The organism is Sulfitobacter sp. JL08 (assembly GCF_003352045.1).
Classification (GTDB): domain Bacteria; phylum Pseudomonadota; class Alphaproteobacteria; order Rhodobacterales; family Rhodobacteraceae; genus JL08.
Map to the genome: position 1 here is coordinate 1,903,372 of NZ_CP025815.1, position 24,999 is coordinate 1,928,370.

23 protein-coding genes are annotated in these 24,999 nt (G+C 57.9%); 15 read left to right on the plus strand and 8 right to left on the minus strand.

The genetic code is table 11. The features are described from left to right. Window positions 1-8 precede the first annotated feature (8 nt). The 7 genes from C1J05_RS09420 to miaA all read right to left on the minus strand — a co-directional run bounded on the left by C1J05_RS09420 (window position 9) and on the right by miaA (window position 10,249). Entirely contained in the window at window positions 9-2,093 is a 2,085-nt protein-coding gene (locus C1J05_RS09420; RefSeq protein ID WP_114870028.1) for a dipeptide ABC transporter ATP-binding protein, read from the minus strand. Between the two features lie 112 nt (window positions 2,094-2,205). Beyond that, entirely contained in the window at window positions 2,206-3,399 is a 1,194-nt protein-coding gene (locus C1J05_RS09425; protein WP_114870029.1) for an ABC transporter permease, read from the minus strand. A 14-nt stretch (window positions 3,400-3,413) separates the two neighbouring features. Beyond that, window positions 3,414-4,460, minus strand: a complete 1,047-nt coding sequence (locus tag C1J05_RS09430) for an ABC transporter permease (protein ID WP_114870030.1) — start codon at window positions 4,458-4,460, stop codon at window positions 3,414-3,416. A gap of 117 nt (window positions 4,461-4,577) precedes the next feature. Continuing rightward, window positions 4,578-6,248, minus strand: coding sequence for an ABC transporter substrate-binding protein (locus tag C1J05_RS09435; RefSeq protein WP_114870031.1), 1,671 nt, complete (start codon window positions 6,246-6,248; stop codon window positions 4,578-4,580). A gap of 312 nt (window positions 6,249-6,560) precedes the next feature. Continuing rightward, a complete protein-coding gene (locus C1J05_RS09440; RefSeq protein ID WP_114870032.1) occupies window positions 6,561-8,228 on the minus strand; it encodes an ABC transporter substrate-binding protein in 1,668 nt (555 codons plus the stop codon). Window positions 8,229-8,365: 137 nt separating this feature from the next. Continuing rightward, window positions 8,366-9,220, minus strand: coding sequence for a helix-turn-helix domain-containing protein (locus C1J05_RS09445; protein WP_114870033.1), 855 nt, complete (start codon window positions 9,218-9,220; stop codon window positions 8,366-8,368). A 63-nt stretch (window positions 9,221-9,283) separates the two neighbouring features. Further along, a complete protein-coding gene (miaA, locus tag C1J05_RS09450; protein WP_114870034.1) occupies window positions 9,284-10,249 on the minus strand; it encodes a tRNA (adenosine(37)-N6)-dimethylallyltransferase MiaA in 966 nt (321 codons plus the stop codon). A 40-nt stretch (window positions 10,250-10,289) separates the two neighbouring features. Between miaA and pyrH the strand changes: the two genes are divergently transcribed. The 13 genes from pyrH to lpxB all read left to right on the plus strand — a co-directional run bounded on the left by pyrH (window position 10,290) and on the right by lpxB (window position 22,326). After that, window positions 10,290-11,027, plus strand: a complete 738-nt coding sequence (pyrH, locus tag C1J05_RS09455; protein ID WP_114870035.1) for a UMP kinase — start codon at window positions 10,290-10,292, stop codon at window positions 11,025-11,027. Between the two features lie 50 nt (window positions 11,028-11,077). Continuing rightward, a complete protein-coding gene (gene frr / locus C1J05_RS09460) occupies window positions 11,078-11,641 on the plus strand; it encodes a ribosome recycling factor (protein ID WP_114870036.1) in 564 nt (187 codons plus the stop codon). Between the two features lie 9 nt (window positions 11,642-11,650). Further along, window positions 11,651-12,394: a polyprenyl diphosphate synthase gene (gene uppS, locus C1J05_RS09465; protein ID WP_114870037.1), complete on the plus strand. Its 744-nt coding sequence runs from the start codon at window positions 11,651-11,653 to the stop codon at window positions 12,392-12,394. Continuing rightward, a complete protein-coding gene (locus C1J05_RS09470; RefSeq protein ID WP_114870038.1) occupies window positions 12,391-13,197 on the plus strand; it encodes a phosphatidate cytidylyltransferase in 807 nt (268 codons plus the stop codon). Before uppS ends, C1J05_RS09470 begins: the two co-directional genes overlap by 4 nt. Continuing rightward, on the plus strand, window positions 13,197-14,369 hold the full coding sequence (gene dxr / locus C1J05_RS09475) for a 1-deoxy-D-xylulose-5-phosphate reductoisomerase (RefSeq protein WP_114870039.1): 1,173 nt from the start codon (window positions 13,197-13,199) through the stop codon (window positions 14,367-14,369). Before C1J05_RS09470 ends, dxr begins: the two co-directional genes overlap by 1 nt. 31 nt (window positions 14,370-14,400) lie before the next feature. After that, entirely contained in the window at window positions 14,401-15,750 is a 1,350-nt protein-coding gene (gene rseP / locus C1J05_RS09480) for an RIP metalloprotease RseP (protein WP_114870040.1), read from the plus strand. A 95-nt stretch (window positions 15,751-15,845) separates the two neighbouring features. Further along, window positions 15,846-15,971 carry a hypothetical protein gene (locus tag C1J05_RS21985; RefSeq protein WP_302622791.1) on the plus strand — a complete coding sequence of 42 codons (126 nt, stop codon included), beginning with the start codon at window positions 15,846-15,848 and terminating at the stop codon, window positions 15,969-15,971. A gap of 242 nt (window positions 15,972-16,213) precedes the next feature. Further along, complete coding sequence (gene bamA, locus C1J05_RS09485; RefSeq protein WP_254684756.1) at window positions 16,214-18,472, plus strand: outer membrane protein assembly factor BamA; 2,259 nt, start codon at window positions 16,214-16,216, stop codon at window positions 18,470-18,472. Between the two features lie 7 nt (window positions 18,473-18,479). After that, window positions 18,480-19,043, plus strand: a complete 564-nt coding sequence (locus C1J05_RS09490) for an OmpH family outer membrane protein (RefSeq protein WP_114870042.1) — start codon at window positions 18,480-18,482, stop codon at window positions 19,041-19,043. Window positions 19,044-19,124: 81 nt separating this feature from the next. Beyond that, window positions 19,125-19,583, plus strand: coding sequence for a 3-hydroxyacyl-ACP dehydratase FabZ (gene fabZ / locus C1J05_RS09495; RefSeq protein WP_114870043.1), 459 nt, complete (start codon window positions 19,125-19,127; stop codon window positions 19,581-19,583). 10 nt (window positions 19,584-19,593) lie between these two features. Beyond that, on the plus strand, window positions 19,594-20,376 hold the full coding sequence (gene lpxA / locus C1J05_RS09500) for an acyl-ACP--UDP-N-acetylglucosamine O-acyltransferase (protein ID WP_114870044.1): 783 nt from the start codon (window positions 19,594-19,596) through the stop codon (window positions 20,374-20,376). A gap of 4 nt (window positions 20,377-20,380) precedes the next feature. Next, window positions 20,381-21,169 carry an LpxI family protein gene (locus tag C1J05_RS09505; protein WP_114870045.1) on the plus strand — a complete coding sequence of 263 codons (789 nt, stop codon included), beginning with the start codon at window positions 20,381-20,383 and terminating at the stop codon, window positions 21,167-21,169. After that, a complete protein-coding gene (lpxB, locus tag C1J05_RS09510) occupies window positions 21,169-22,326 on the plus strand; it encodes a lipid-A-disaccharide synthase (protein WP_114872231.1) in 1,158 nt (385 codons plus the stop codon). The genes C1J05_RS09505 and lpxB overlap by 1 nt, the downstream gene beginning before the upstream one ends. Before the next feature lie 91 nt (window positions 22,327-22,417). On the opposite strand, the gene mnmA is transcribed toward lpxB, so the two are convergent. Further along, window positions 22,418-23,563 (minus strand): tRNA 2-thiouridine(34) synthase MnmA, encoded by a 1,146-nt coding sequence (mnmA, locus tag C1J05_RS09515; RefSeq protein ID WP_114870046.1) that lies wholly within the window; start codon window positions 23,561-23,563, stop codon window positions 22,418-22,420. A 146-nt stretch (window positions 23,564-23,709) separates the two neighbouring features. On the opposite strand from mnmA, the gene sciP reads away from it, so the two are divergent. Further along, window positions 23,710-23,988 carry a CtrA inhibitor SciP gene (gene sciP, locus C1J05_RS09520; RefSeq protein WP_114870047.1) on the plus strand — a complete coding sequence of 93 codons (279 nt, stop codon included), beginning with the start codon at window positions 23,710-23,712 and terminating at the stop codon, window positions 23,986-23,988. Window positions 23,989-24,119: 131 nt separating this feature from the next. Further along, window positions 24,120-24,836, plus strand: a complete 717-nt coding sequence (ctrA, locus tag C1J05_RS09525; protein ID WP_114870048.1) for a response regulator transcription factor CtrA — start codon at window positions 24,120-24,122, stop codon at window positions 24,834-24,836. Window positions 24,837-24,999 lie beyond the last annotated feature (163 nt).

Below are 24,999 nucleotides of genomic sequence, written 5' to 3' on the forward strand. Positions count from 1 at the left end.
GCCACGGGTTATTCTGCGGCAATCTCGATAACCGGTTCCATTTCGGCGAATTTTTCGTCGCTCAAGTGGCATTTGACCTGATGGTTGCCCGCCAGAACTCGGACCGGCGGCACTTCCTTTTCGCACAGGTTCCCCGGCACCTGCGATTTCCAACGACAGCGCGTCTGGAACGGGCAACCTGTCGGCGGGTTCATCGCCGAAGGAATATCACCCTCAAGCACGATATGCTTTTTCTTGACCTTGGTGTCGGCAATCGGCACCGCCGACAGCAACGCTTCTGTGTAGGGATGATAGGGCGGGCTGAAAACCTGATCGGTGGTGCCCAGTTCCACTACGTGCCCCAGATACATCACCATGACCCGGTCGCTGAGATAACGCACAATCGACAGGTCATGGCTGATGAACAGCAGAGTGGTTTTTTCTTCCCGCTGGATTTCCATCAACAGATCGGTCACCGCTGCCTGAACCGACACATCAAGCGCCGAAACCGGTTCGTCCGCCACCACGATCCGCGCACCGCCCGAAAAGGCGCGCGCAATCCCGACACGCTGTTTCTGGCCGCCTGACAACTGGCGCGGCATCCGTTCGGCAAAAGCGCGGGGCAGTTTCACCAGATCCAGAAGTTCCAGCATGCGTTGCTTGCGCTCGGCCTCGCTGTTTCCGTAGCCAAAAATTTCCAGCGCCCGGATAATCTGGCGTCCCACCGTCATTGACGGGTTCAATGTGTCAAACGGGTTTTGAAACACCATCTGGATGTCGGCAACGGTTTTGGTATCGCGCTGTTCGATCGGGGTTTGTTCGATGTTGCGGTTATCCAGCAGAATCTGGCCTTCGGTGGCCGTTTCCAATCCCATCAGAACCTTGGCAAAGGTCGACTTTCCGCACCCGGATTCCCCCACGATTGCCAGCGTTTCGGATTCGCGCGCTTCGAAACTCAGCGTTTCGTTCGCCTTGACCACTTTCTTCTCGCCACCGCCAAACAGGGCGCTTGCCGCCACCTCATAATACTTCTTGAGGTTGTCCATCTTCAGAACGACCTGACCGATTTCGCCTTTTTCCTTCTTCTCGGCCAGCTCCATCGGCGCGTTCCAGTCGATCTCCTTGAACTTCACACAGCGCGAGGCGTGCCGCTCGTTGCCCGGCACATCCTCCATCATGATCTGCCCCTGATCACAGCGCCCGGCCTCGAAATAATCGCAGCGCGGGCCAAAGTTGCAGCCCTGTGGCCGTTCATGGGGCAGGGGAAAGTTGCCCGGAATGGCCACAAGCGGACGGCTGTTCTTGTCGGCCCCCGGCAGCGGGATCGAACGGAACAGCGCCTGAGTATAAGGATGCTGCATCTTGTCGAACACATCTTCGATGCTGCCCCGTTCCACGGCTTCGCCCGAATACATCACGCAAATCCGGTCACAGGTTTCCAGAACCAGCCCCAGGTTATGGCTGATGAACAGCATCGAAGTGCCGTACTTCTTGCCCAGATCCTTGACCAGTTCGACAACCGCCGCCTCGACCGTCACGTCAAGCGCGGTGGTCGGTTCATCCAGGATCAGCAAGGACGGTTCCGACATCAGCGCCATCGCGATCACGATACGCTGCTGCTGACCACCAGACAGCTGGTGCGGAAACGAATTCAGGATCCGCGCGGGATCAGGCAGTTTCACATCCGTGACCACCTGCAGCGCCCGGTCATAGGCGTCTTTTTCGTTCATGCCCTGATGGATCATCGGCACTTCCATCAGCTGTTTACTGATTTTCATCGCCGGGTTCAGCGACGCCATCGGCTCCTGATAGATCATCGCAATCTCAGATCCGCGGATATCGCGCAATTCCTCGTCGCTCATCGCGCCCAGATCGCGCCCCTTGAACTTGATCGATCCGCCGACGACCCGGCCGTTCTTGCCCAGATCCTGCATCACCCCAAGCGCAACGGTGGATTTGCCACAGCCCGATTCCCCGACAAGCCCCACCGCCTCGCCAGGGCGCACATTGACGGAAAAATCCATCACGGCGGGAATTTCGCGCAAGCGGGTAAAGAATGAAATCGACAGCTTGTCGATCTCCAGAATGGGCCCGTCATATTGTGTTTTTGCCATCTGGCAGTCCTCCTGTTGGAGAGTTGAGATCATGCGGTCAGCGCCCTGATCTTCTTTTGTTCAAAAATATCCCGGGGGTCCGGGGGCTGGCCCCCGGTCCCGCGCTTTATATCTAGTCCTTCAGGCTTTCTTCCCGCAGGCCGTCCGCCAGCAGGTTCAGGCCCAGCACCATGCTCAGCAGCGCAAGCGCCGGCGGCAGGGCAGGGTGCAGATAGATCGACAACAGCTTGCGCCCTTCGTTGATCGTGCTGCCCCAGTCCGGGCTTTCCGGTGGCAGGCCAAGGCCGAAAAAGCCCAATGTGCCCAAAAGGATCGTGGTATAGCCGATGCGCAGACAGAAATCGACGATCAGCGGCCCGCGGGCGTTGGGCAGGATTTCCCACAGCATGATGTACCACGGACCTTCGCCACGGGTCTGGGCCGCAGCCACATAATCGCGGGTTTTGATATCCATCGCCAGACCGCGCACGATCCGGAACACGGTGGGCGAGTTCACGAACACCACCGATACGAACACCACAAGGATGCCGCCGGGCACGTCAAACAGGTCCAGAAATCCGGGCAGGACATAGATGATCGATCCGACCTCGGAAATCAGCGATAGGTAAACCCACGCCATCGCCCCCAGAACCCCGATCAACAGCGGTGTGCGGAAATTCGGCTGCGTGTAATAGCGCGAATTCAGCAGGATACCGACAAAGACCAGCGGGAAGATAAACAGGAAAACCGCCATGAAGTTCGGGATGCCGGTGTCCACGATCTCGGGTGTGACCAGAAGATAGAACAGCAGGATAACCGGAAAGGCGAGGATCAGGTTGGCAAGGAACGACAGGACCGTGTCCAGACGCCCGCCATAATACCCCGCCGGCAGACCCAGTGTGATACCGACCATAAAGGCAAACATTGTGGCCAGCGGTGCGATCTGCACCACAACCCATGCGCCTTTGACCATCCGGCTGAACACATCGCGCGCCAGATTGTCACCACCCAGCAGATAATAGGCATATTCGCCCTCGCTTGCGCCGGCCAGCGGTGTGCCGGGCACCTTGTTCTTCATGCCGGACACCTGGTTCAGCGGATCATGGGTGATGATCAGGTCAAGCGACCCGTAAATGCCGGTGAACACCCAGAACATCACCAGTCCAAAGCCGATCATGCCGATCGGGCTGTCATAAAGTTTGCCATAAAGCCCCAGCTTGCGCTTGTAGGCCATCGACAGTGAATACAGAACCGCCAGCGAAATCCAGACCGGTGTGAACTGATAGAGGATGCGGATGATAATCTCGCCCCAGGATAGTGGATCCATAATCTCGGCCCCCCTTAAGAAATTCGGATGCGTGGGTTCAGATAGACATAGCCGATATCCGATATCAGCTGCGTCACCAGAACCACCACGACCGAGACCACCGAGACCGCAAGAAGCAGTTCGATATCGTTGTTACCGGCAGCTTGCACCAGCACCCAGCCGAAACCCTTGTAGTTGAACAGGGTTTCAACGATGACCACGCCGTTCAGCAACCACGGAAACTGCAACATGATCACCGTGAACGGTGCGATCAGCGCGTTGCGCAAGGCGTGTTTCATCACGATGTTGGGGAACGAGACGCCTTTCAGCCGCGCCGTGCGGATGTATTGCGCTGTCATCACTTCGGTCATCGATGCGCGGGTCATCCGTGCGATATATCCCATTCCGTAAAGCGAAATGGTCAGCACCGGCAGAAAGAAGTTTTCGAAATTCGCGCTTTCCATCGCCGATGTCGCGGTGCCCTTGAACCACTTCAATCCAACAGCAGAAGAGGCAAAGACCGCGATAAAGATAACGCCTGATACATATTCCGGGGTCGCGGTAGTTGTGATCGCAAAGGTCGACAGGGTCCTGTCGGTTTTTGATCCCTCGCGCATCCCGGCCAGCACGCCAAGTAACAGGGCAGATGGCACCATCAGGACCATGACCCAGAACATCAGCTTGCCGGTCAGCCCCAGCCGCGTTGCAATGATTGTCGAGACATCGTCCTTGAACACTGTGGAATAACCCCAGTCCCCTTGCAGGATACCGCAAAAGGTCGCCCTGTCGTCAACCGGAACATCGCTGCCAAAGCAGCGGCCGGTTTCGACACCGTCCTCTGTTGTGTTCGTCCAGCCGGGCACGACACCCAGCCATTGGCCGAATTTGCTTGGTGCGGAATCCAGATACCCACGATTGCCCAGCCAGCTTGCCACGGCTTCGTCCGACATGCGGAAGTTGCCTTGGGTCTTGGCCAGTTTTTCAAGGTTCGGATACAGATTGGTCAGAAAGAAGACGATGAAAGTCAGGCAGAGCGCCGTGATTATCATCACGCCTAAACGCCGTAAGATGAACAGTCCCATGAGAGCCCCTGTTGGTAGGCTGAGGCGGGCCTTTTCGTGCCCGTCCGTTTTTCAGCGCCCTTATCCGGGCGCCGTTGCGAATGGCCGTGCCCCTGTGTGGGGCACGGCCGGGTCGTTTTAGCTGGCAATGTGCCATTTGTAGTACTGCGACAGATACGCAATGTGCTGTTCGGCACCCACAATGCTTTCCTTGTGGTGACGATAGATCGAACGCCAGTAAGGCTGGATCGTTACGCCTTCTTCGACCATGATGGCCTGCAGCTTGCCCATCAGCACGCGGCGCTTGTCAGCATCCGCAATCGCGTTGGCCTGGGCCAGCAGGTCGTCGAATTCGGCGTTGGAAAATCCGCTTTCGTTCCACGCTTCGCCCGAACGATAGGCCAGACCCAGGATCTGGGTGCCCAGCGGACGGTGGTTCCAGTTGGTCGAGCTGAACGGATACTTGACCCAGTCGTTCCAGAAGGTCGATCCGGGCAGAACCGTGCGTTTAACGTTGAAACCGGCATCGCGCAACTGGGCGGCAACCGCGTCAGTCGTGTTTTTGCGCCAGTCGTCATCAATCGAATGGATTTCCATTTCGAAATCGCCAAATCCGGCTTCGTCCAGCAAGGCCTTGGCGGCTGTCGGATCAAGCGGTCCGCGTTTCACATCGGGATGCCATTCAGGATGGATCGGCCCAACATGCTGGTTGTCCGCAGGAATGCCCAGACCGGACACACCCAGCTCCAGACAGACGTTGTTGTCGACAGCCATCTGAATGGCCTGACGTACCCGTTTGTCGGCATAGGGTTTTACACCGTCAACTTCGGCCAGCTGATTGGGGCGGATCACGATGGTCGATCCCGACACAACTTCGCTTTGGACCATGCCAAGACCGGCCATGATATCCACGAAATCGCCCGTGGTTTCATAAATCACGTCAACTTCGTCGGATTCAACCGCTGCAACCCAGGCTGCAGGATCGGTGCCGTAGTCGATGAATTCCATGCGATCGATATAAAAACCACCTTCTTCAAAGGCTTCATCGCCCCACCATGGATGGCCGGATTTTTCGATAACGGCTTTCACGCCCACTTCGTTTTCGACCACTTTCATCGGGCCGGTACCGACCAGTTCGGTCACATCGGCCGCAGGATCATAAGACGGGTGCACGATAGGTGCCGGATAATCCGCCATGCCCGGGATCAGCGTAATGTCCGAGGAGTTCAGGTTCAGAACAACAGTGTGGCTGTCCTTGACCTCAATCGCGCCAGCGGACGCTTTGCCGGTTTCACTGTCAACAAGGGCCGCCATACGGGCCGCCATCGAGTTGCCTTCCGCCGCCGAATCGCACCAGCGCTCGATGTTGAAAGCAACATCTTCTGCGGTGAAATCATCGCCGTTGTTCCATTTCACGCCCTTGCGCACGTTCAGTGTATAAACGGTCGCGTCGTCGTTGACCTCCCAGCCTTCCAGCAGCATGCCGCGGAACGAACCGTCATTGTTGTATTCGACAAGGTATTCGATCGTGCCGTTTACGACATAGGCAATCTGGTTCCAGTCGAATGTGCGCGGGTCTTTTTGCGCACGGACTTCCATCAACATGCGCACGGTACCGCCGCGCTGGATATGGGCGGCGGCCTTTGCCGGCGCCTGCAGACCCAACATGCCATAGGCCGTTGCGGTGCTGACACCCAGAGCAGTTGCACGGGTCAGGAATTCGCGGCGGTCCATCAGACCGGCCTTTTCCTCACGCGCGTACATTTCTGCCGCCGGATGGATTCTATTTTCTTGGATAGGTTGCGTCATCTTTTTCTCCCTGAGACACATCACATTTAAAAGAAGTGAAATCTGTTTTTATTGTATCGAGGACAGTTTTACCTGCCACTCTACAAACACCCCTTCGGCGCGCATTCGGCACCAGAACAGGCGCGGCGTCAATGTTTGGTTTCACCATTTGATGTCACAAAAACGACACATCTTTCGTCGAAAACAGGCAATTCGGTTTTTTGGAAACGCGCGTTCACCTTTTTCAAAGGTCCGGTTGCCGTCGAATTTCGCCTTTCACGCGCCGCAACAGGCGCGCACCGTTTTGGCGCGCACCTTGGGGTCGTGGTCAAATCAGGCCGCCAGGCCCCATTTATAGTGGTGGTGTTCGAACGCAATATGCATGTCCGCATCCACAACACCTTCACGGTAATGCCGGAAAACCGAACGCCAGAATGGCTGGACCGTAACGCCTTCGTCCTGGATCAGCGCTTCCATCTTGGCCATAACCTCGCGCCGCTTGTCGGCATCGGCAATGGCCAGTGCCTGCGTCAGCAACCCGTCAAATTCAACGTTTTCCCAACCGAATTCATTCCATGCCTCGCCCGATTTATAGGCCAGCGCATGAATCTGGACGCCAAGGGGGCGGTGGTTCCAGTTGGTTGAACTGAATGGATAATTGACCCAGTCATTCCAGAATGTCGAACCCGGCAGAATGGTGCGTTTGACGTTGAACCCGGCATCGCGCAACTGGGCGGCAACCGCGTCGGTCGTGTTCTTGCGCCAGTCGTCATCGATTGACAGGATTTCATGTTCGAAATCCATCATGCCGGCCTCTTCCATCAGCGCGCGCGCACCTTCTGGATCATGCACCAGCGGCGGCAGTTCCGCGTATTCGGGATGCACCGGCGCAACATGGTGGTTTTCTGCCGTTGTACCCAATCCGGAATAGCCAAGCTCCAGACAGATATCGTTGTTCACCGCCATCTGAATTGCCTTACGGACACGTTTGTCGGCATAGGGCTTCATTCCGTTGACTTCGGCCTTCTGGTTGGGCCGGATCACGATTGTGCCGGCTGTCACCACTTCGGATTTGACCATGCCCATGCCATCCAGCACTTCGATGAACTCCCCGACAGTTTCGTGCAGCATATCGACCTCTTCGGCCTCGATCGCGCTGATCCAGGCGGCAGGGTCGGTTCCGAAATCGATGTATTCGATGCGGTCCAGATAAGGGCCGCCATAAACCTCGGTGCCCCACCATGTGTGATCTGCAATGCGTTCAAGCGTGCATTTCACACCCACTTCCAGTTCGGTGATCCGGTAGGGGCCAGTGCCGATGTTCTGTGTATAGTCATTGTCCTGAAACGACGAATGCGTGATCGCCGAAGGGTAATCGGAAAAACTGGCGATCAGGGAAATATCCGGCTTCGGCAGGTTCAGTTTCAGCGTGGTATCGTCAACAATCTCGATCACGCCATCGGCAATCTGACCTGTGGCGTCATCCACCAGTGTGGCCATCCGGCCCGCCATAGAGTTGCCTTCGACCGATTTGTCACACCAGCCTTCAACATTGCGCGCCACATCCGCGGCGGTCAGCGGATCACCGTTGCTCCATTTGACGCCGGGGCGGATGTTCAGCGTATAGACGGTCGCATCTTCATTCACTTCCCAGCTTTCCAGCAACATGCCGCGGAATGTGCCGTCATTGTTGTATTCGACCAGATATTCCAGCGTACCGCGCGTCTGGTTACCATGTTCGGACCAGTCATAGACACGGGGCTGTTTCAGCGCGCGCACGCTGATCTGCACGCGCAGTGTCCCACCCGCCTGTTTATGTGCGGCGGCCTGAACAGGTTGCGCAATGCCAATCAGCCCATAAGCGGCTGTGGCAGTCACACCCATTGAAGTTGCGCGTGTCAGAAATTCGCGCCGGCTCAGCTTTCCTTGTTTGAATTCGTCCGCATACATCTTTGCAGCGGGATGCACGTCTTTGCACGTCAGTGTTTTTTCCAGTGTCATGTCGTGGCAAACTCCCTGTTCGGTTTTTGTTTTATCTTTTTTGTGCGTGGGTCACTCTTCGGAATGCCAACCGCACTTGAACTCAACAGTGATGCCCACATTTGGCCTTAGGTCAACCTTTTGGCCGGAAAACCCGGCTACCCACGCAGTGTTCCGGCACTTGGCGCAGCGCCCTTGGCGGGTTTCAGTTTGCGCAATTCGGTCGGGCTGTGTCTGGTGTGATGCTGCATGAACCGGGTGAAATACGCGGCTGATCCAAACCCCAGATAGCGCGCGATATCCTGCACCTGAACATCGGAAAACGTCAGCAGATGGCGGGCTTCGTAGAGGGTGCGGTCCGTCAGAAGATCGGCGGCCGTCTTGCCCGTACTTGCCTTGCAGGCCCGTGTCAGATGCGTTGGCGTGACACCCAGAGCGCTGGCATAATCCGCCATGGGCGCACCGCTGCGGAACTCTTGCGCGATACGGCGGCACATCGCCCTCGACAGACGGTTGGCAGCCTTCAGGGGTTTGGGCGTATGTTCGTCCAGCGCAAGCTGGCGGCGCAACCAGACCGACACGAGGGCCGTCTGTGCCTCCATCGCTTCGGACAACAGCGGGCGGGCATTGGTTTGTTCGCGGTGCAGCGCCTCGAACAGGGCCGTCAGTTCCGATTGCGCTGTCACATCCCTGATCCGCAAATGGTGGGCCTGTCCGGGCAGGCGCAATTCGGTGGCATCCGGAATAACCAGCGCCTGTCCGAACCCGGGGCGCCCCAGTTCCAGCGCCAGGGTAGTTCCAGCGGGCACAAACAGGACATTGTGCGTTCCCATACCGCGCCGCACGCCATCCAGCAGGGCAAGCCCCTGACCGCGGGTGATCCAGATGATCAGATGGTGTGAACGGTCATGCAACAGATCAAGCTGCCAGTCACCACGCTGCGCAAGTTGCGCCAATGTGCGCAATTCCACGCGATCGGGCGCTGCAAACGGATCTTTGGATAAACCAGCCATATTTGCGGATATATCAAAACTGGCGGAAAATTCTATTCGTAAATCACCAATCAGGTTTGATTTTCACAAGTCCGCAGGTTTGATCCATGTCCACGCCTGCATCCGCGACCGCATCCATGTGCGCTGACGTTTGGCAAAGCGCCGGGTGGCAATGACGGCCCTATCACGGGCATTTTCCAGCGTCACATCCTGTGTCAGATGCGCCACCAGTTCGGGGACACCGATGGCCTTGAACGCGGGCAGGGCGGGATCATAAAACGGCAGCATCGCGCGCACTTCCTCCAGCGCGCCGCCGGCGATCATCTGATCAAATCGTTCTGCAATGCGCGCGTCCAGTTCCGGTTTGGTACGGTCCACCACGATCGGGACTGTTTGCGACAGTGGCAACAGCGGTGGTCCGGTATCGTCCTGCCAAATATGCAGCGGACGGCCGGTTGCTGTCTGAACCTCCCAGGCGCGCTGCACACGGGCGCGGTTGGCCAGATCAAGACGGCGCAACGTGTCCGGATCGGTCTGTGCCAGCAGGTCGGACAATGACATCGTATTGCCCCGCGCCCGCACCTCGGGCGAGGTTGCGGGGATATCAGCCAGCCCTTCGGTCAGCGCCAGAAAATTCAACCCTGTGCCGCCAACGATGATCAGCCGGTCCGGTCCCTGCAAAAGCGGCGCAACATCCCGCAGCCAGTGCCCTGCCGAATAGGGCGTATCAAACGGAACATGGCCGTAAAGGCGATGCGGCGCCTGTGATTCTTCATCCTGCGACGGGCGCGCCGTCACCACCCGCCAGCAGGAAAACACCTGACTGGCATCGGCATTCACGATAATTCCGCCGTATTCGCGCGCGATGTGCAGGGCCAGCCCCGATTTGCCCGATGCCGTGGCGCCGGCAATCAAAACCGGTGTTTTTTCGGGAATATGGGGAAGCACGCTCAAAAAACGACGCCCGGCACCGGAAAATGCGCGCCGGATTTGAACAGTTTTGCCTTGTCCTTCGGTTGACGCATTGAACCTGCCTTGGTTTTCCGACATTTTGCGCGCAACCTAGCCCCTTGCCGCAGCGGAGCGCAATATGACCGACCAGTCCCCAGACACCAAAGACACCACCTATCAACGGGTCATGCTCAAAATCTCGGGCGAGGCGCTGATGGGCGATCAGGGGTTCGGGCTGCACCCGCCAACCGTTCAACGCATCGCACAGGAAGTGAAATCGGTCCATGATCTGGGGGTCGAGATTTGTATGGTGATCGGGGGCGGTAACATCTTTCGAGGTCTGCAGGGCAGTGCGCAGGGCATGGAACGCACGACAGCCGATTACATGGGCATGCTGGCCACGGTGATGAACGCACTGGCAATGCAATCCGCACTGGAAGAACTGGGCGTACATACCCGCGTGATCAGCGCAATCACAATGAACGAGGTCGCAGAACCCTATATCCGCCGCCGCGCGGTCCGCCATCTGGAAAAGAAACGGGTCTGCATTTTCGCCGCCGGAACAGGCAACCCCTATTTCACCACAGATACAGCAGCGACTTTGCGCGCCAACGAAATGGCCTGTCAGGCGATCTTTAAAGGCACCAAGGTTGACGGCGTCTATGACAAGGATCCCAACAAGTTCGATGATGCCGTGCGCTATGATGTTGTCAGCTATGATGACGTGCTGGCCAAACGTCTGGGCGTAATGGATGCCAGCGCAATCGCGCTGGCACGAGACAACAATTTGCCCATCATCGTGTTTTCGCTGGACGAACCGGGTGGCTTTCGTGGCATTCTGGCCGGCCGAGGCACCTATACAAAAGTGCAGGGATAGCGTTATAGAGCGATCAAGCGGCCCAAAGAGCCAAGAAGGAAAGCAGGGACATGTCAGACGATATCGACATTGATACAGACGATCTTGAACGGCGCATGGACGGTGCGATGGCGGCGCTGCGCACCGAATTCGCATCATTGCGTACAGGACGCGCAAGCGCGTCGATGCTGGAACCGGTGATGGTAGAAGCATACGGCCAGAAGACACCGATCAATCAGGTCGGCACGGTCAACGTACCAGAACCACGCATGGTCACGATCAACGTCTGGGACAAGGCGATGGTGGGCAAGGTCGAAAAAGCCATTCGTGAAAGCGGTTTGGGGATCAATCCGCAGCTGAACGGCACCATTATCATGCTGCCCATTCCGGAACTGAACGAGGAACGGCGCGCGCAATTGTCCAAAGTGGCAGCGCAATACGCCGAAAGTGCGCGGATCGCCGTGCGCAATGTGCGCCGCGATGGCATGGACCAGATCAAAAAGGCCAAGGCCGCGGGCATGTCGGAAGACGATCAGAAAATCTGGGAAGGCGAAGTACAAAGTCTGACAGACCGGTTTATCGCCGCCATTGATACGTCACTGGACACGAAACAAGCCGAAATCATGCAGGTCTGACCCGCGGGTATGCCCAAGGATCCACATAATAAAGCCAAGGCGCCTTGTCCCAACGGGCCAAAGCACGTGGCGATTATCATGGATGGCAACGGTCGCTGGGCACAGGCACGCGGACGGCCGCGCCTGTTTGGCCACCATGCCGGCGCCAAGCGCGTGCGCGAGGTGGTCAACGCCTGCCCGGACCTTGGCGTGAAATATGTCACCATATTCGCGTTTTCTACAGAAAACTGGAAACGCACCCAGGTCGAGGTATCCGGCCTGATGAACCTGTTTCGCCGCTATATCGCGAAAGAGGCGCGCGCCCTGCAAAAAGAAAACGTCCGGGTCCGGTTTATCGGAGATCGGGTGCGGCTGGACGAAAAGCTGGTGGCGCTGATGGACGAACTGGAACTGCTGACGGCAGACAACGATCTGGTTCATCTGACCATCGCGATCAATTACGGCAGCCGCGACGAAGTGGCCCGCGCCACCAAACGGCTGGCGCAGGATGTGGCGGACGGGCGGTTGAAGCCTGCGGATGTGAACGAAGAAACCCTGCCCAAATATCTGGACACCTATGTTCTGCCAGATCCCGATCTGGTGATCCGCACCAGCGGAGAGGCCCGCATTTCCAATTTCTTGCTCTGGCAATCCGCCTATGCCGAATACGAATTCATCGAAACGCTGTGGCCAGATTTCACGGCCGAACTGTTTCGCGAACTGTGCCTGTCCTATGGGCGTCGCGACCGCCGGTTTGGCACTGTTTCTGCATGACCACGCCTCCCCCTTCCGATAGCGGACGCTGGTCTGATCTGTCCACGCGTGTTCTGTCCGGTGCCGTGATGGTTGTTGTCGGTCTGTGGGCCGTCTGGATGGGGCAGGATGTGTTCCATGTCTTCGTAGCGCTGGTCTGCGGTGCAATGGTGTGGGAACTGGTGCTGATGCTAAGCCCCGCAACACGCCAGATTGCGCTGCAACTGGGGGCGTTGGCAGGGGCTGCCGTGTTGCTGGCGATCTATCTTCCGGCGATCTTCGCGCTTCCGGTTCTGATTGCCCCGGCGCTTGTCGGCTTTGGCCAGTTGAAACAGAACAGAATGATTTATCTTGTCTTTACGGCGCTGGTTTTGCTGGCCGGATATGGCATGATGTCGGTGCGCGACGATCTGGGGTTCATCTGGATGTTATGGCTGGTTCTGGTGGTCGTCATCACTGATATCGCGGGATATTTTGCAGGCCGCATGATCGGCGGGCCAAAGTTCTGGCCATCCATCAGCCCGAAAAAAACATGGTCCGGCACCAGCGCGGGCTGGATCGGGGCAGGGATCATCGGACTGATCTTTGCGCTTTCTACCGATACCGGTCTGGAACTTGTCGCCATTTCGATGATCGTGGCCTTTGCCTCGCAACTGGGAGACATCGCGGAAAGCTTTATCAAGCGGAAAATGGGCGTCAAGGACAGCAGCAGCCTGATCCCCGGACATGGCGGCCTGCTGGACCGCTTTGACGGGATGCTGGGCGCATCTGTGTTTTTGCTGGTTCTGATGCAATTTATCGGCTTTCCGCCGGGGCTGGTCTGATGCGTCAGGTTTCAGTGCTGGGGGCCACGGGATCTGTCGGGCAGAACACGATCGATCTGATCCGGCGGTCACGCGAAGACTATGATGTGGTTGCGCTGACGGGTGATCAGAACATCGCGCAACTGGCACAGGATGCCAAAGACCTGCGCGCGCAAGTGGCCGTTACAGCCGACCCAGATCGTCTGGATGATTTGCGCGCAGCCCTTGCAGGCAGCGAAGTTGAGGCCGCCGCCGGCCTTACCGCCCTGACCGAAGCTGCTGCGCGCCCCGCCGATTGGATCATGTCGGCTATCGTCGGTGCTGCGGGCCTTGCTCCGGGCCTCGCCGCACTAAAACAGGGGTGCACACTGGCGCTGGCCAACAAGGAATCGCTGGTCTGTGCGGGCGCGCTGATGCTGGACACGGCACACCGGAACGGCGCGCATCTGATCCCTGTCGACAGCGAACATTCTGCCGTGTTCCAGGCCCTTGTCGGCGAGGATATCGGCGCTGTTGAAACCGTCACGATCACATCATCGGGCGGGGCGTTCCGGGACTGGCCGATTGATGATCTGGCACAGGCAACGGTTGCCCAGGCCTCGACCCACCCGAATTTCGCGATGGGCCAGCGCATCACGATCGACAGTGCGACGATGTTTAACAAATCCATGGAAGTCATTGAAGCGCGTGAACTTTTTGACCTTGAGCCAGACCAGATCAAGGTGCTGATCCAGCCCGAACAGATCATTCACGCCATAGTCGCGTTCAGGGATGGTGGCCTGATGGCGCATCTGGGCGCACCGGACATGCGCCACGCCATCGGTTATGCGCTGCACTGGCCCGACCGGCGCGATCTGCCGGTTGAGCGGCTGGACCTAGCGCAGATCGGATCGCTGTCGTTCAAAACCCCCGACACGGCCCGCTATCCGGCCCTGCGGCTGGCCGGACGGGTGATGGAATCCCGCGGATTGAGCGGCGCAGTGTTCAATGGTGCCAAGGAACGGGCGCTGGATGCATTTATCGCCGGACGCATCGGATTTTTGCAAATGGCCGAAGTGGTAGAGCGTGTTCTGGACGCGTTGAGTGCGCGTTCGGGCCTTATTGATGCCACGATGACCCTTGATATCGTGGCCCAGACGGACCATCTGGCCAGAGAACATGCCGATATCGTAATGAAAAACCTGGACCGGTAGAACCGTCCACCGCAACGAGCAGGAAAACGACTTGGATATTTTGGGGCTGATACCGCAATTCGGCGGCGTGATCTGGACATTGATTGCCTTTGTTGTGGCGCTGTCCGTGATTGTCGCGATTCATGAATACGGCCACTACATCGTGGGCCGCTGGACAGGGATCGAAGCCGATGTGTTCAGCCTTGGGTTCGGGCCGGTTCTGTTCAGCCGCGTCGATAAACACGGCACCAAATGGCAATTCGCCCTGCTGCCGTTCGGCGGCTATGTGAAATTCAAGGGCGACGCCAACGCCGCGTCCGGCAAAGACGTCGAAGCGATGGAGGCCACGCCCCCCGAAGAATTGCGCAAAACGATGCATGGCGCGCCGCTTTGGGCGCGGACGCTGACCGTGGCTGCCGGCCCTGCATTCAACTTTGCGCTGTCCATTCTGGTATTTACCGGATTTGCCCTGACAAACGGGGTAACAGCCGTGCCTTTGGCCGTGGGCGAGTTGCGCGACATGCCACCCGAACAGGTGCAGGATCTGCAACCCGGGGATCAGATCATTGAAATCGGCGGCTTGCCCGTACCCGATTTCACCGACGCCGAGGCATTCGATGCATTCGAGACCAAACTGCCGCGCGCATCTGTGCTGGATTACAAAGTGCAGCGTGACGGCGAAGACATCATTGTGCAGGGGCCGTATCTGATGCCGCCACTGGTGGTTGGGGTTTCTCCGCAAAGCGCCGCGATGGATATCGAGATCAAGACCGGCGATGTGATCACCGCGATTGATGGTGCGCCGATCTATGCGTTTGAACAGTTGAAAGACGCTGTGGAAGGGTCTGACGGGCGGGTTCTGCTGTTGAACGTCTGGCGCGACGGACAGAATATCGATTTCGCGTTAAAGCCCAAACGCACCGACGAACCGCAGGCCGATGGCGGGTTTGCCACAAACTGGCGCATCGGCATTGCCGGCGGCATGATATTTGAACCGGCAACAACCACCCCCGGCTTTGGCACCGCAATCTGGAGCGGGATCACCCAGACCGAAATGATCCTGTCAGGGTCCATTTCAGGGCTGTGGCACATGATCACAGGAGCAATCAGCACCTGCAACATGTCCGGCCCGATCGGCATCGCCCAGGTGTCGGGCGAAATGGCTTCGCAGGGCGCACAGAACTTTATCTGGTTTATTGCCGTACTGTCTGCGGCCGTCGGATTGCTGAACCTGTTTCCGATCCCCGCACTGGATGGCGGGCATCTGGTATTTTACGCCTACGAGGCTGTTGTGGGCAAACCACCCAGTGACGGCGCGCTGCGTATTCTGATGGCGGTCGGCATTTCTCTGGTTCTTACATTGATGGCTTTTGCCCTTTGGAACGACATTTTTTGCCCCTGACAGGCCATGCGCCCCAATCCTGACACAATACGTCAATCTGTTGCCACAATCGGACGCTACATTTTGCGTACGTAGAAGCAAAGAAAGGGAACGCTATGCAAACCCTCCAAAGCGGTTATCGCGGGCTAAGCCTGCTTGTAGACTTGAACTGGGACCGGATCTTGTATCTGGCAACCCTTGTTGGTGCGCTGATGATCGGTGCCTATGTGGGCAGCCTGTAAGGGCACGCAACAACACTATCGGGTTAAGGTAAAACAACGCCGGGCTTTTTGCCCGGCGTTTTTGCATCTGCGGTTTTGACAAGTGGAGGCAATAAAGGTAACCACTCTGGTATTGGATGTCGAAAAAAAACAGGTTCTAGATCATGAGATTGAGGAACGCGGCGGGTACATCCTGCGTAATACGGGGCAGAGCAGGCTATATGTGGTATTTCCGACTGATCGCAGTTTTTTGTGCAATTGCAATGACTTTTGCAGTGTCTCCGCGCGGCGCGCAGGCGCAGAACTACACCTTCTCAAACATAGATATTCAGGGCAACAAGCGGATCGAAGACATCGCTATCCTGACCTATGCGGGAATCACGCGGGGCCAGACAATCACTGCCGGTGAACTGAACGATGTGTACCGACGGATCGAGGATAGTGGCGTTTTTGAAACAGTCGAGCTTGATCCGCGCGGGAATACGCTTGTTATTACAGTCACGGAACGCCCCACGGTCAATCAGATCAACTTTGAAGGCAACAGCCGGGTGCGCGACAATGAATTGCGCGCCATCGTCGGGTCGACCCAGCGCCGCGTATTCATTCCCGAACAGGCGGAACGGGACGCCGCAGCCATCGCAGACGTCTACGCCCAGGAAGGACGGCTGGCCGCCAAGGTCACACCAAAGATCATCCGCCTGAGCGACAACCGCGTTGATCTTGTCTTTGAAATTCTGGAAGGCGACACGATCGAGATCGAACGCCTGACCTTTGTGGGCAACCGCGCCTATACTGACCGGCGCCTGCGTCAGGTGCTGGGCACGAAACAGGCAGGCCTTTTGCGGGCGCTTATCCGGTCCGACACCTTGATCGAAGACCGGATCGAATTCGACAAGCAGTTGCTGACGGATTTCTACCAGTCACGCGGGTACGTCGATTTCCGGATCAACAGCGTAAACGCCGAACTGTCGCGCGAACGCGACGGGTACTTTCTAGTGTTCAACATTCAGGAAGGCCAGCAGTTCCGGTTCGGTCAGATTACAACCGTCAGTGAAATGCCGGGCGTGGACGCGCAGGAATACCAGGACAATCTGAAAGTGAAGCCCGGTGTCGTCTATTCGCCAACGCTGGTCGAAAACTCGATTGCCCGGATGGAACGTTTGGGGATCGCGAACGGCGTTGATTTCATGCGGATTGATCCGCGCATTACCCGCAACGACCGAGATCTGACACTTGATGTCGAATTCGCGCTGGTCAAAGGCCCGCGGATTTTTGTCGAACGGATCGACATTGAAGGCAACACGACCACACTGGATCAGGTTGTGCGGCGCCAGTTCCGCATCGTTGAAGGCGATCCGTTCAATCCGCGCGAAATCCGCGAAAGCGCCGAACGCATCCGCGCTTTGGGGTATTTTTCCAGCGCTGATGTGGAAGCCCGCGAAGGCAGCAGCCCCGATCAGGTGATTGTGGATGTGGACGTGGAAGAGCTTCCCACAGGCGCGCTGAACTTTGGTGGTTCATTTTCAACCTCTGATGGTTTTGGTATTCTGATCAGCTTCCGCGAAGACAACTTTCTGGGCCGTGGTCAGCGATTTGGAATTGATCTGTCCACCGCGCAAGAGGCGCAGCGTTACGGCTTCAGCTTTACAGAGCCCGCATTGCTGGGCCGTGACCTCAGCCTTGGGGTGGCCATCGATTTCTTCGAAAACGAAAACTCCTATGCCAGCTACGACGTTGAAAAGCTGATCTTCCGTCCTGAACTGTCATTCCCGGTCAGTGACAACGGCCGAGTGTCTTTCAATTACAAGGCCGAACGGACCGATATGAACCGCCGCACACCGCGCGAAGACGGTGTCGTGATCGGCAACGAAATCAATGTCGGCGAACAATGGACCAGCTCGATCGGCTATGTGTATTCCTATGATTCACGCCGGGTCGGTCTGAACCCCAATGCCGGGTACCTGTTTGAATTCGGTCAGGATTTTGCGGGGATCGGGGGCGACAACGAATATGTCAGAACCCAGGCCACCGCGATTGCCCAGACCAAGGTGCTGAACGAGGAAGTCACGTTGCGGGCCACACTTGAGGGCGGCATGTTGAACTGGTTGAGCGGCACCAGCCGCGTCACCGACCGTTTCCTGCTGGACCCAAGCACGATGCGCGGGTTTGAAACCGGCGGTATCGGCCCACGCGATCAAACTCTGGGCGCGTCCGACGGTCTGGGCGGCAACCTGTTCGTCGTGGCACGGTTCGAGGCGGAATTCCCGCTGGGCCTGCCCGAAGAACTGGGGATCATGGGCGGCGTGTTCTATGACGTCGGCAATCTGTGGGATCTGTCGGATGTAAACCTGACGGGCGGCAATATCATTGGCGAAAGCGGATCGTTCCGCCATGTTGTCGGCGTGTCGCTTTTCTGGGAAACGCCGCTTGGGCCGTTGCGGTTCAACTTTTCCAACGCACTTGTCAAAGAAAGCTTTGACGACGAACAGCAGTTCGACCTGACCATTTCAGCAAGGTTCTGATCCGGTCATGCGGGCCTTGCGTGCCTTTGCGTTCGGCACGTTCCTGATCTGTCAGGGCGTGTTGGGTTCTGTGCCGGCTCTGGCACAATCCCTTGGAACGGTGGTCAGCCCGATACTGACCATCGAATCCGATCGCTTCTATGCGCAATCGGCCTTTGGCAAACGGGTTGCTTCGGAAATCGAAGCCGAAGGTGCCATTCTGTCTGCCGAAAACCGCAGGATCGAAGCCGACCTGACAGCAGAAGAAAAAGCACTGGCCGACCAGCGCGCCGAGATGGACCCGCAGGCGTTCCGCGCATTGGCCGATGCCTTCGATGAAAAGGTCCAGACCATAAGACGGACACAGGACGCCAAGGCGCGCGCCCTTAACCTGCGAAACGAGGCGGAACGCACGACTTTCGTCAACACCGCCGGTCCGGTGCTTGAGGTTCTGATGCGCGATGCCGGCGCGGCTGTCATTCTTGAACGGCGCAGCGTATTCCTGAGCGCGAACGCCATTGATGTCACCGACGAGGCGATACAGCGTATGGATGCCGCTTTTGGCGACGGCAGCCAGCTTCCGAAAGAGTAGGCCGGCACGGCGACTCTTGCCCATTTGTGGCCCGCTTGTTAGTCACATCTGACAGCGATGATCCGAAGGTAGGACCCCGAAATGACTTCACAGCTTCTTAGCGCAGATATCCAGTTGATCCAGCGGATCCTGCCGCATCGCTATCCGTTTCTGCTGATTGACAAGGTCATCGACATTGACGGAACATCATCGGCGACAGGCATCAAGAATGTCACCATGAACGAACCCCATTTTCAGGGCCATTTTCCCGGTCTGCCGATCATGCCCGGCGTGACCATTGTCGAGGCAATGGCCCAGACGGCGGCGATCATGGTCGGGGTGGCGCTGGATATGGCAGACAAGGAAATGAAAGTTTATTTTCTGGCCATTGATTCATGCAAATTCCGCCGCAAGGTTGTGCCCGGCGATGTGCTTAGCATGAAACTGACCACCAAACGGGGCAAGCCCGGCGGCAAGGTCTGGAAATTCAACGGCGTTGCATCTGTGGGTGATGAAATGGCCGCCGAGGCCGATTTTACCGCCATGATGGACATGGGTTAGGAGAACCCGCATGGCACAGATACATCCCAGCGCGATCATCGAAGATGGCGCGGTGATCGGCAAGGGCTGTATCATCGGGCCCTTTTGTGTGGTCGGAGCGCATGTCGTTCTGGGCAGCGGTGTCGAACTCAAAAGCCACGTTGTGGTCACCGGCCATACAAGCATCGGCCATGATACGGTGGTGTTTCCGTTTTCCGTGATCGGTGAAATCCCGCAAGATCTGAAATTCCGCGGCGAATCCAGCCGCCTTGAAATCGGTGACCGTAACCGCATCCGCGAACACGTGACGATGAATGCCGGCACCGATGGCGGCGGCGGCGTGACCAGAATTGGCGATGACGGTCTGTTCATGGCCGGATGCCATATCGCGCATGATGCCCAGGTGGGTGATCGGGTGATTGTGGTCAATTCTGCGGCAGTGGCCGGCCATTGCGTGATCGGCGATGATGTGATCATCGGCGGTTTGTCCGGTATCCATCAATGGGTGCGCATCGGGCAGGGCGCGATCATCGGCGCGGTCACGATGGTGACGCATGATGTTATTCCCTATGGTTTGGTTCAGGCCGCGCGCGGTGAACTCGATGGGTTGAACCTTGTCGGGTTAAAGCGGCGCGGTGTCGCACGGGCGGACATCACCGCCCTGCGCTCGGCATTCCACACCCTTGCACAGGGTCAGGGCACGTTTCAGGCCCGCGCCGCTGAACTGGCGGAAACCAATCAAAACACCTATGTTCAGGAACTGCTGGATTTTGTCCTTGGCGACAGTGACCGGTCTTTCCTGACACCACGCTGATCCCATGCTGGCACTGATCGCGGGGCAGGGCATGCTGCCGGGCATTCTGGCGGCGCACATGGATCAACCGCCGTTGATTTGCGCCCTTGAAGGGATTGAACCTGACGGTCTGACACCGGATATGGTGTTCCGGATCGAAACACTGGGCAGCTTTCTGGCGTCGATGTCTGACAAGGGCATTAACGAAGTCTGCTTTGCCGGTGCCATAACGCGCCCTGTCATTGATCCGGCGGCGATTGATGCCGCAACGCTGCCGCTGGTGCCTGTTTTGCACGCCGCGATTCAAAGCGGCGACGACAGTGCCCTGCGCGCGGTGATGGGGATATTCGAAAACCACGGCTTTAGCATTCGCGCCGCGCACGAGATCGTACCGTCCCTGTTGCCGGATGCGGGAATACTGGGGCAGGTGCAGCCCGGTGCACAGGATGAAACCGATGCCGCCCGCGGCGCCGCAATCGTGTCAGCCATGGCACAGGTCGATATCGGGCAGGCCTGTGTTGTTGCGCAAGGACAGGCGCTTGCAGTGGAAGCCCTGTTTGGCACAGACTGGATGCTGGCATCGCTCGCTCAGCGCCCCGCGCACCCGAAGGGCGGTCTTTTGTTCAAAGCTCCAAAACCGGAACAGGACAGACGCGCCGATCTGCCGACTATCGGCCCATCCACGGTGCGCGCGGTGCAGGATGCCGGATTACGTGGCATCGTGGTCGAGGCCGGCGGCGTCATGATCCTTGAGCGTGACGCGGTGATCAAGGCCTGCGATGCCGCCGGCCTGTTCCTTTGGGTTCGTGCATGATGCGTGTCTTTATTGTTGCCGGCGAACCATCGGGCGACAAACTGGGCGCGGCCCTGATGACAGGGCTGCAAACGCTGGCCGGGGATGTACAGTTTGAAGGCATTGGCGGGCCACTGATGCAGGACTGCGGCCTTGTCAGCCGGTTCGATATGTCCGAACTCAGCGTCATGGGGATCGCCGAGGTTCTGCCAAGATACCGCGCCCTGATGCGCCGGATCAACGAAACAGCCGCCGCCGTGATCCACACGGCGCCCGATGTTCTGATCACCATCGACAGCCCCGATTTCTGCCTGCGCGTCGCGCGCCGGGTGCGGGCAGGCGCACCCGGCATCCGGACCGTCCACTATGTCGCGCCCACTGTCTGGGCATGGCGACCGGGACGGGCAGCCAAAATGGCAGAAATGATCGATCATGTGCTGGCCCTGTTCCCGTTCGAACCGCCACTGATGCAGGCGGCAGGCATGGACTGTGATTTTGTCGGCCATCCGGTCGTCGCCGAACCGGTCGCCACAGCGGAAGAGGCAGCCGCCTTTCGCACCCGCAGCGGCATCGGGCGCGCGCCCTTTGTTCTGGTTCTGCCCGGCTCGCGCCGGGGCGAAGTTACGCGGCTGGCGCCGATCTTTCGTTCCGCCGTGCAGCAGATGATCAAGGAACGACCCGATCTGCGCATCGTCGTCCCCGCCGCGGCCCCGGTGGCGGGCCTGTTGCAGGATATCGTTCCACACTGGCCCGGCGATCCCATCCTTCTTGATCCGCGCGCAGCACCCCCAGAAACGGCCCTGTCGCAAAAACGCGCCGCTTTTGCAGCCGCAGACGTTGCGCTGGCCGCATCGGGCACCGTATCTCTGGAACTGGCCGCTGTCGCAACCCCGATGGTGATTGCCTACGATATGAACTGGTTCTCGCGCCAGATCATTGCCCGCATGCTCAAGGTCGATACGGTCACGCTGGTCAATCTGGTCTCGGACACACGCGTCGTGCCCGAATTTCTGGGGCCACGCTGCAAACCCGATCTGATTTCAGCTGCGGTACTGCAGGTCCTGGATCATCCCGATGCGCAACAGCAGGAGATGGAGGTCACGATGCAGCGCCTTGGGCGCGACGATCTTGATCCGGGCCTGCGCGCTGCACAATCGGTGCTGGATTTTCTGGCCTAGGCTTTGGCCCGCGTCACTTGCGATCTGTCAGACCGCGCGCCCATCTTCTTCTGTTTTCAAATATCCATTGCGCAGCGGATGCCGCAAAACGCTAGGCCCCGCGCCAGATCCAGCCGCCGCCGAAAATCCGGCTGCCGCCGGTTTCATAGAACACACAGGCCTGCCCCGGCGACACGCCCTGTTCCGGCGTCAGCAGTTCCACTTGCGCGGTCGTCGCTGACAGCGGCCGTATGATCGCTTCGCTGGGCGGGCGGGTCGAACGCACCTTGACCGAAACGTGCCATTCCACCTGACTGTCCAGCGGGGCATCACCCAGCCAGTTGATCTCGCGCACCGGTATTGTCCTGGTGGCCAGCATTTCCTTAGGGCCGACGATCACGTGTTTCTTTTCGACATCCAGTTTCACCACGTATAGCGGATCTTCCAGACCGCCGATCCCCAGGCCGCGTCGCTGGCCGATGGTGTAATGCACTACGCCGGTGTGACGTCCCAGAACCGTGCCGTTCGTATCCACGATGTCACCGGGATCGGCAGCTTCGGGGCGCAGTTTTTCGATCACCGAGGCGTAATCCCCGTTCGGCACGAAACAGATATCCTGACTGTCCGGTTTGTCAGCCACGACCAGCCCGAATTTCGAGGCCAGCGCGCGCGTCGCGTCCTTGGACGGCAGATGGCCCAGCGGAAAGCGCAAGTATTCCAACTGATCAGGCGTTGTCGAAAACAGGAAATAGCTTTGATCGCGGTTGGCGTCTTCGGCGGAATGCAGTTCCGGCCCGTGCACACCCATCTTGCGCTGGATGTAGTGGCCCGTTGCCATGCAGTCGGCCTCAAGATCCTTGGCCGTTTCCAGCAGATCCTTGAATTTCACCCGTTCGTTGCAGCGGATACAGGGCACAGGGGTTGCGCCGGCCAGATAACTGTCGGCGAATTCATCAATCACTGCATCCTTAAAGATGTTTTCGTAATCCAGCACATAATGGGGAAACCCCATGTCTTCGGCCACACGCCGCGCGTCGTGAATATCCAGACCCGCGCAACACGCGCCTTTCTTGGCCAGCGCCGCGCCGTGATCGTATAATTGCAGCGTCACGCCAACCACATCATAGCCTTCGCTGGCCAGTTGAGCGGCCACAACCGAACTGTCCACGCCCCCCGACATGGCAACCACAACCCGCGTGTCCGCAGGCGGCTTGGCAAATCCCAGCGAATTCAGTTGCGTATGTTCATCCAGCGCCATCGGCGTCTCCTGTCGGTGTCGCGGCCTCTATAGGCGGCGAATGCACGAAAATATAGGTAAATCCAAGCTATTCTTAAAGAGGGGCTTCACAGCTTCTTAAGCCTGCGCTGTGCAACCTTGCGCGCAGGATTGCAAGCAGGTGTACCATGTATCTCAAAAAAGTAGACGGCCCGCGTGCGGTCACGTTGCCGGACGGTCGGGTCATGACCCGTGCCGACCTGCCCGAACCCACGACCCGCCGCTGGGTCGCCTCGCGCAAGGCCGCGGTGGTGCGCGGTGTGGTTTACGGCCTGATTACACGCGACGATGCATTGAAACTTTACGATATCTCGGGTGAGGAGTTTCAGGCCTGGCTTGACGCCGTCAGCGATCACGGAGAAGCGGCTTTGAAAACAACTGCCTTGCAAAAGTATAGACTACCCTAGATTGCATGCCGTAGTTTCTTCACAATGGTAACTTGTAGTTAACCTTTCTTGGGCACGGTTAACCGCATTCATAAGGCCCGATCACCGGGTTCAAGCAATCGGGCCGGTCGCCCGTGTTCCGGAGACTTATTATGCGTGTGCTGTTGGTTGAAGATGATCCCACAACCTCGAAAAGTATCGAACTGATGCTGACCCATGCCAATCTAAATGTCTATGCCACCGATCTGGGCGAAGAAGGCATCGATCTGGCAAAACTTTATGATTACGATCTGATCCTGCTGGACCTGAACCTGCCGGATATGAACGGTCACGAAGTGTTGCGCCAGATCCGCCTGTCACGCATCGAAACCCCGATCCTGATCCTGTCGGGCGCCGATGATACCGAAAACAAGATAAAGGGGTTCGGGTTTGGCGCGGATGATTACCTGACCAAACCGTTTCACCGCGAAGAACTGGTGGCCCGCATCCATGCGATTATCCGCCGCTCCAAGGGGCATTCCCAATCGATCATCAATACCGGCCGCATCGCCGCCAATCTTGATGCCAAGACAGTCAGCGCCGATGACAAACCGGTGCATCTGACCGGCAAGGAATACCAGATTCTGGAACTGCTCAGCCTGCGTAAGGGCACGACCCTGACCAAGGAAATGTTTCTGAACCATCTTTATGGCGGCATGGACGAACCGGAACTGAAGATCATCGACGTTTTCATCTGCAAACTGCGCAAAAAGCTGAGTGTTGCGACAGAGGGCGACAACTATATCGAAACGGTATGGGGGCGGGGATACGTGCTGCGCGATCCTGAACCCGGACAGATGCAAGACCGCCGCATCGCGATCGGCGCGTAAGCGCGCCGCACCTCCCTATACCAAACGCCTTCAAGCAGCATTTCTGGCAGGTCCGGGCCACCCACCACTCACGACAACAGGCCCGGACCAACAGGCGAACAAAACCTGTTAAACGCCTCATACCGTTCTGCATGGCACCTTTTGTTTACCCCTGAAGCCACAC

What these genes read in the sequence shown, in the direction of transcription:
- C1J05_RS09420 (WP_114870028.1), bottom strand. Translation starts at nt 2,093, where the DNA reads ATGGCAAAAACACAATATGACGGGCCCATTCTGGAGATCGACAAGCTG.
- C1J05_RS09425 (WP_114870029.1), bottom strand. Translation starts at nt 3,399, where the DNA reads ATGGATCCACTATCCTGGGGCGAGATTATCATCCGCATCCTCTATCAG.
- C1J05_RS09430 (WP_114870030.1), bottom strand. Translation starts at nt 4,460, where the DNA reads ATGGGACTGTTCATCTTACGGCGTTTAGGCGTGATGATAATCACGGCG.
- C1J05_RS09435 (WP_114870031.1), bottom strand. Translation starts at nt 6,248, where the DNA reads ATGACGCAACCTATCCAAGAAAATAGAATCCATCCGGCGGCAGAAATG.
- C1J05_RS09440 (WP_114870032.1), bottom strand. Translation starts at nt 8,228, where the DNA reads ATGACACTGGAAAAAACACTGACGTGCAAAGACGTGCATCCCGCTGCA.
- C1J05_RS09445 (WP_114870033.1), bottom strand. Translation starts at nt 9,220, where the DNA reads ATGGCTGGTTTATCCAAAGATCCGTTTGCAGCGCCCGATCGCGTGGAA.
- miaA (WP_114870034.1), bottom strand. Translation starts at nt 10,249, where the DNA reads ATGTCGGAAAACCAAGGCAGGTTCAATGCGTCAACCGAAGGACAAGGC.
- pyrH (WP_114870035.1), top strand. Translation starts at nt 10,290, where the DNA reads ATGACCGACCAGTCCCCAGACACCAAAGACACCACCTATCAACGGGTC.
- frr (WP_114870036.1), top strand. Translation starts at nt 11,078, where the DNA reads ATGTCAGACGATATCGACATTGATACAGACGATCTTGAACGGCGCATG.
- uppS (WP_114870037.1), top strand. Translation starts at nt 11,651, where the DNA reads ATGCCCAAGGATCCACATAATAAAGCCAAGGCGCCTTGTCCCAACGGG.
- C1J05_RS09470 (WP_114870038.1), top strand. Translation starts at nt 12,391, where the DNA reads ATGACCACGCCTCCCCCTTCCGATAGCGGACGCTGGTCTGATCTGTCC.
- dxr (WP_114870039.1), top strand. Translation starts at nt 13,197, where the DNA reads ATGCGTCAGGTTTCAGTGCTGGGGGCCACGGGATCTGTCGGGCAGAAC.
- C1J05_RS21985 (WP_302622791.1), top strand. Translation starts at nt 15,846, where the DNA reads ATGCAAACCCTCCAAAGCGGTTATCGCGGGCTAAGCCTGCTTGTAGAC.
- bamA (WP_254684756.1), top strand. Translation starts at nt 16,214, where the DNA reads ATGACTTTTGCAGTGTCTCCGCGCGGCGCGCAGGCGCAGAACTACACC.
- C1J05_RS09490 (WP_114870042.1), top strand. Translation starts at nt 18,480, where the DNA reads ATGCGGGCCTTGCGTGCCTTTGCGTTCGGCACGTTCCTGATCTGTCAG.
- fabZ (WP_114870043.1), top strand. Translation starts at nt 19,125, where the DNA reads ATGACTTCACAGCTTCTTAGCGCAGATATCCAGTTGATCCAGCGGATC.
- lpxA (WP_114870044.1), top strand. Translation starts at nt 19,594, where the DNA reads ATGGCACAGATACATCCCAGCGCGATCATCGAAGATGGCGCGGTGATC.
- C1J05_RS09505 (WP_114870045.1), top strand. Translation starts at nt 20,381, where the DNA reads ATGCTGGCACTGATCGCGGGGCAGGGCATGCTGCCGGGCATTCTGGCG.
- lpxB (WP_114872231.1), top strand. Translation starts at nt 21,169, where the DNA reads ATGCGTGTCTTTATTGTTGCCGGCGAACCATCGGGCGACAAACTGGGC.
- mnmA (WP_114870046.1), bottom strand. Translation starts at nt 23,563, where the DNA reads ATGGCGCTGGATGAACATACGCAACTGAATTCGCTGGGATTTGCCAAG.
- sciP (WP_114870047.1), top strand. Translation starts at nt 23,710, where the DNA reads ATGTATCTCAAAAAAGTAGACGGCCCGCGTGCGGTCACGTTGCCGGAC.
- ctrA (WP_114870048.1), top strand. Translation starts at nt 24,120, where the DNA reads ATGCGTGTGCTGTTGGTTGAAGATGATCCCACAACCTCGAAAAGTATC.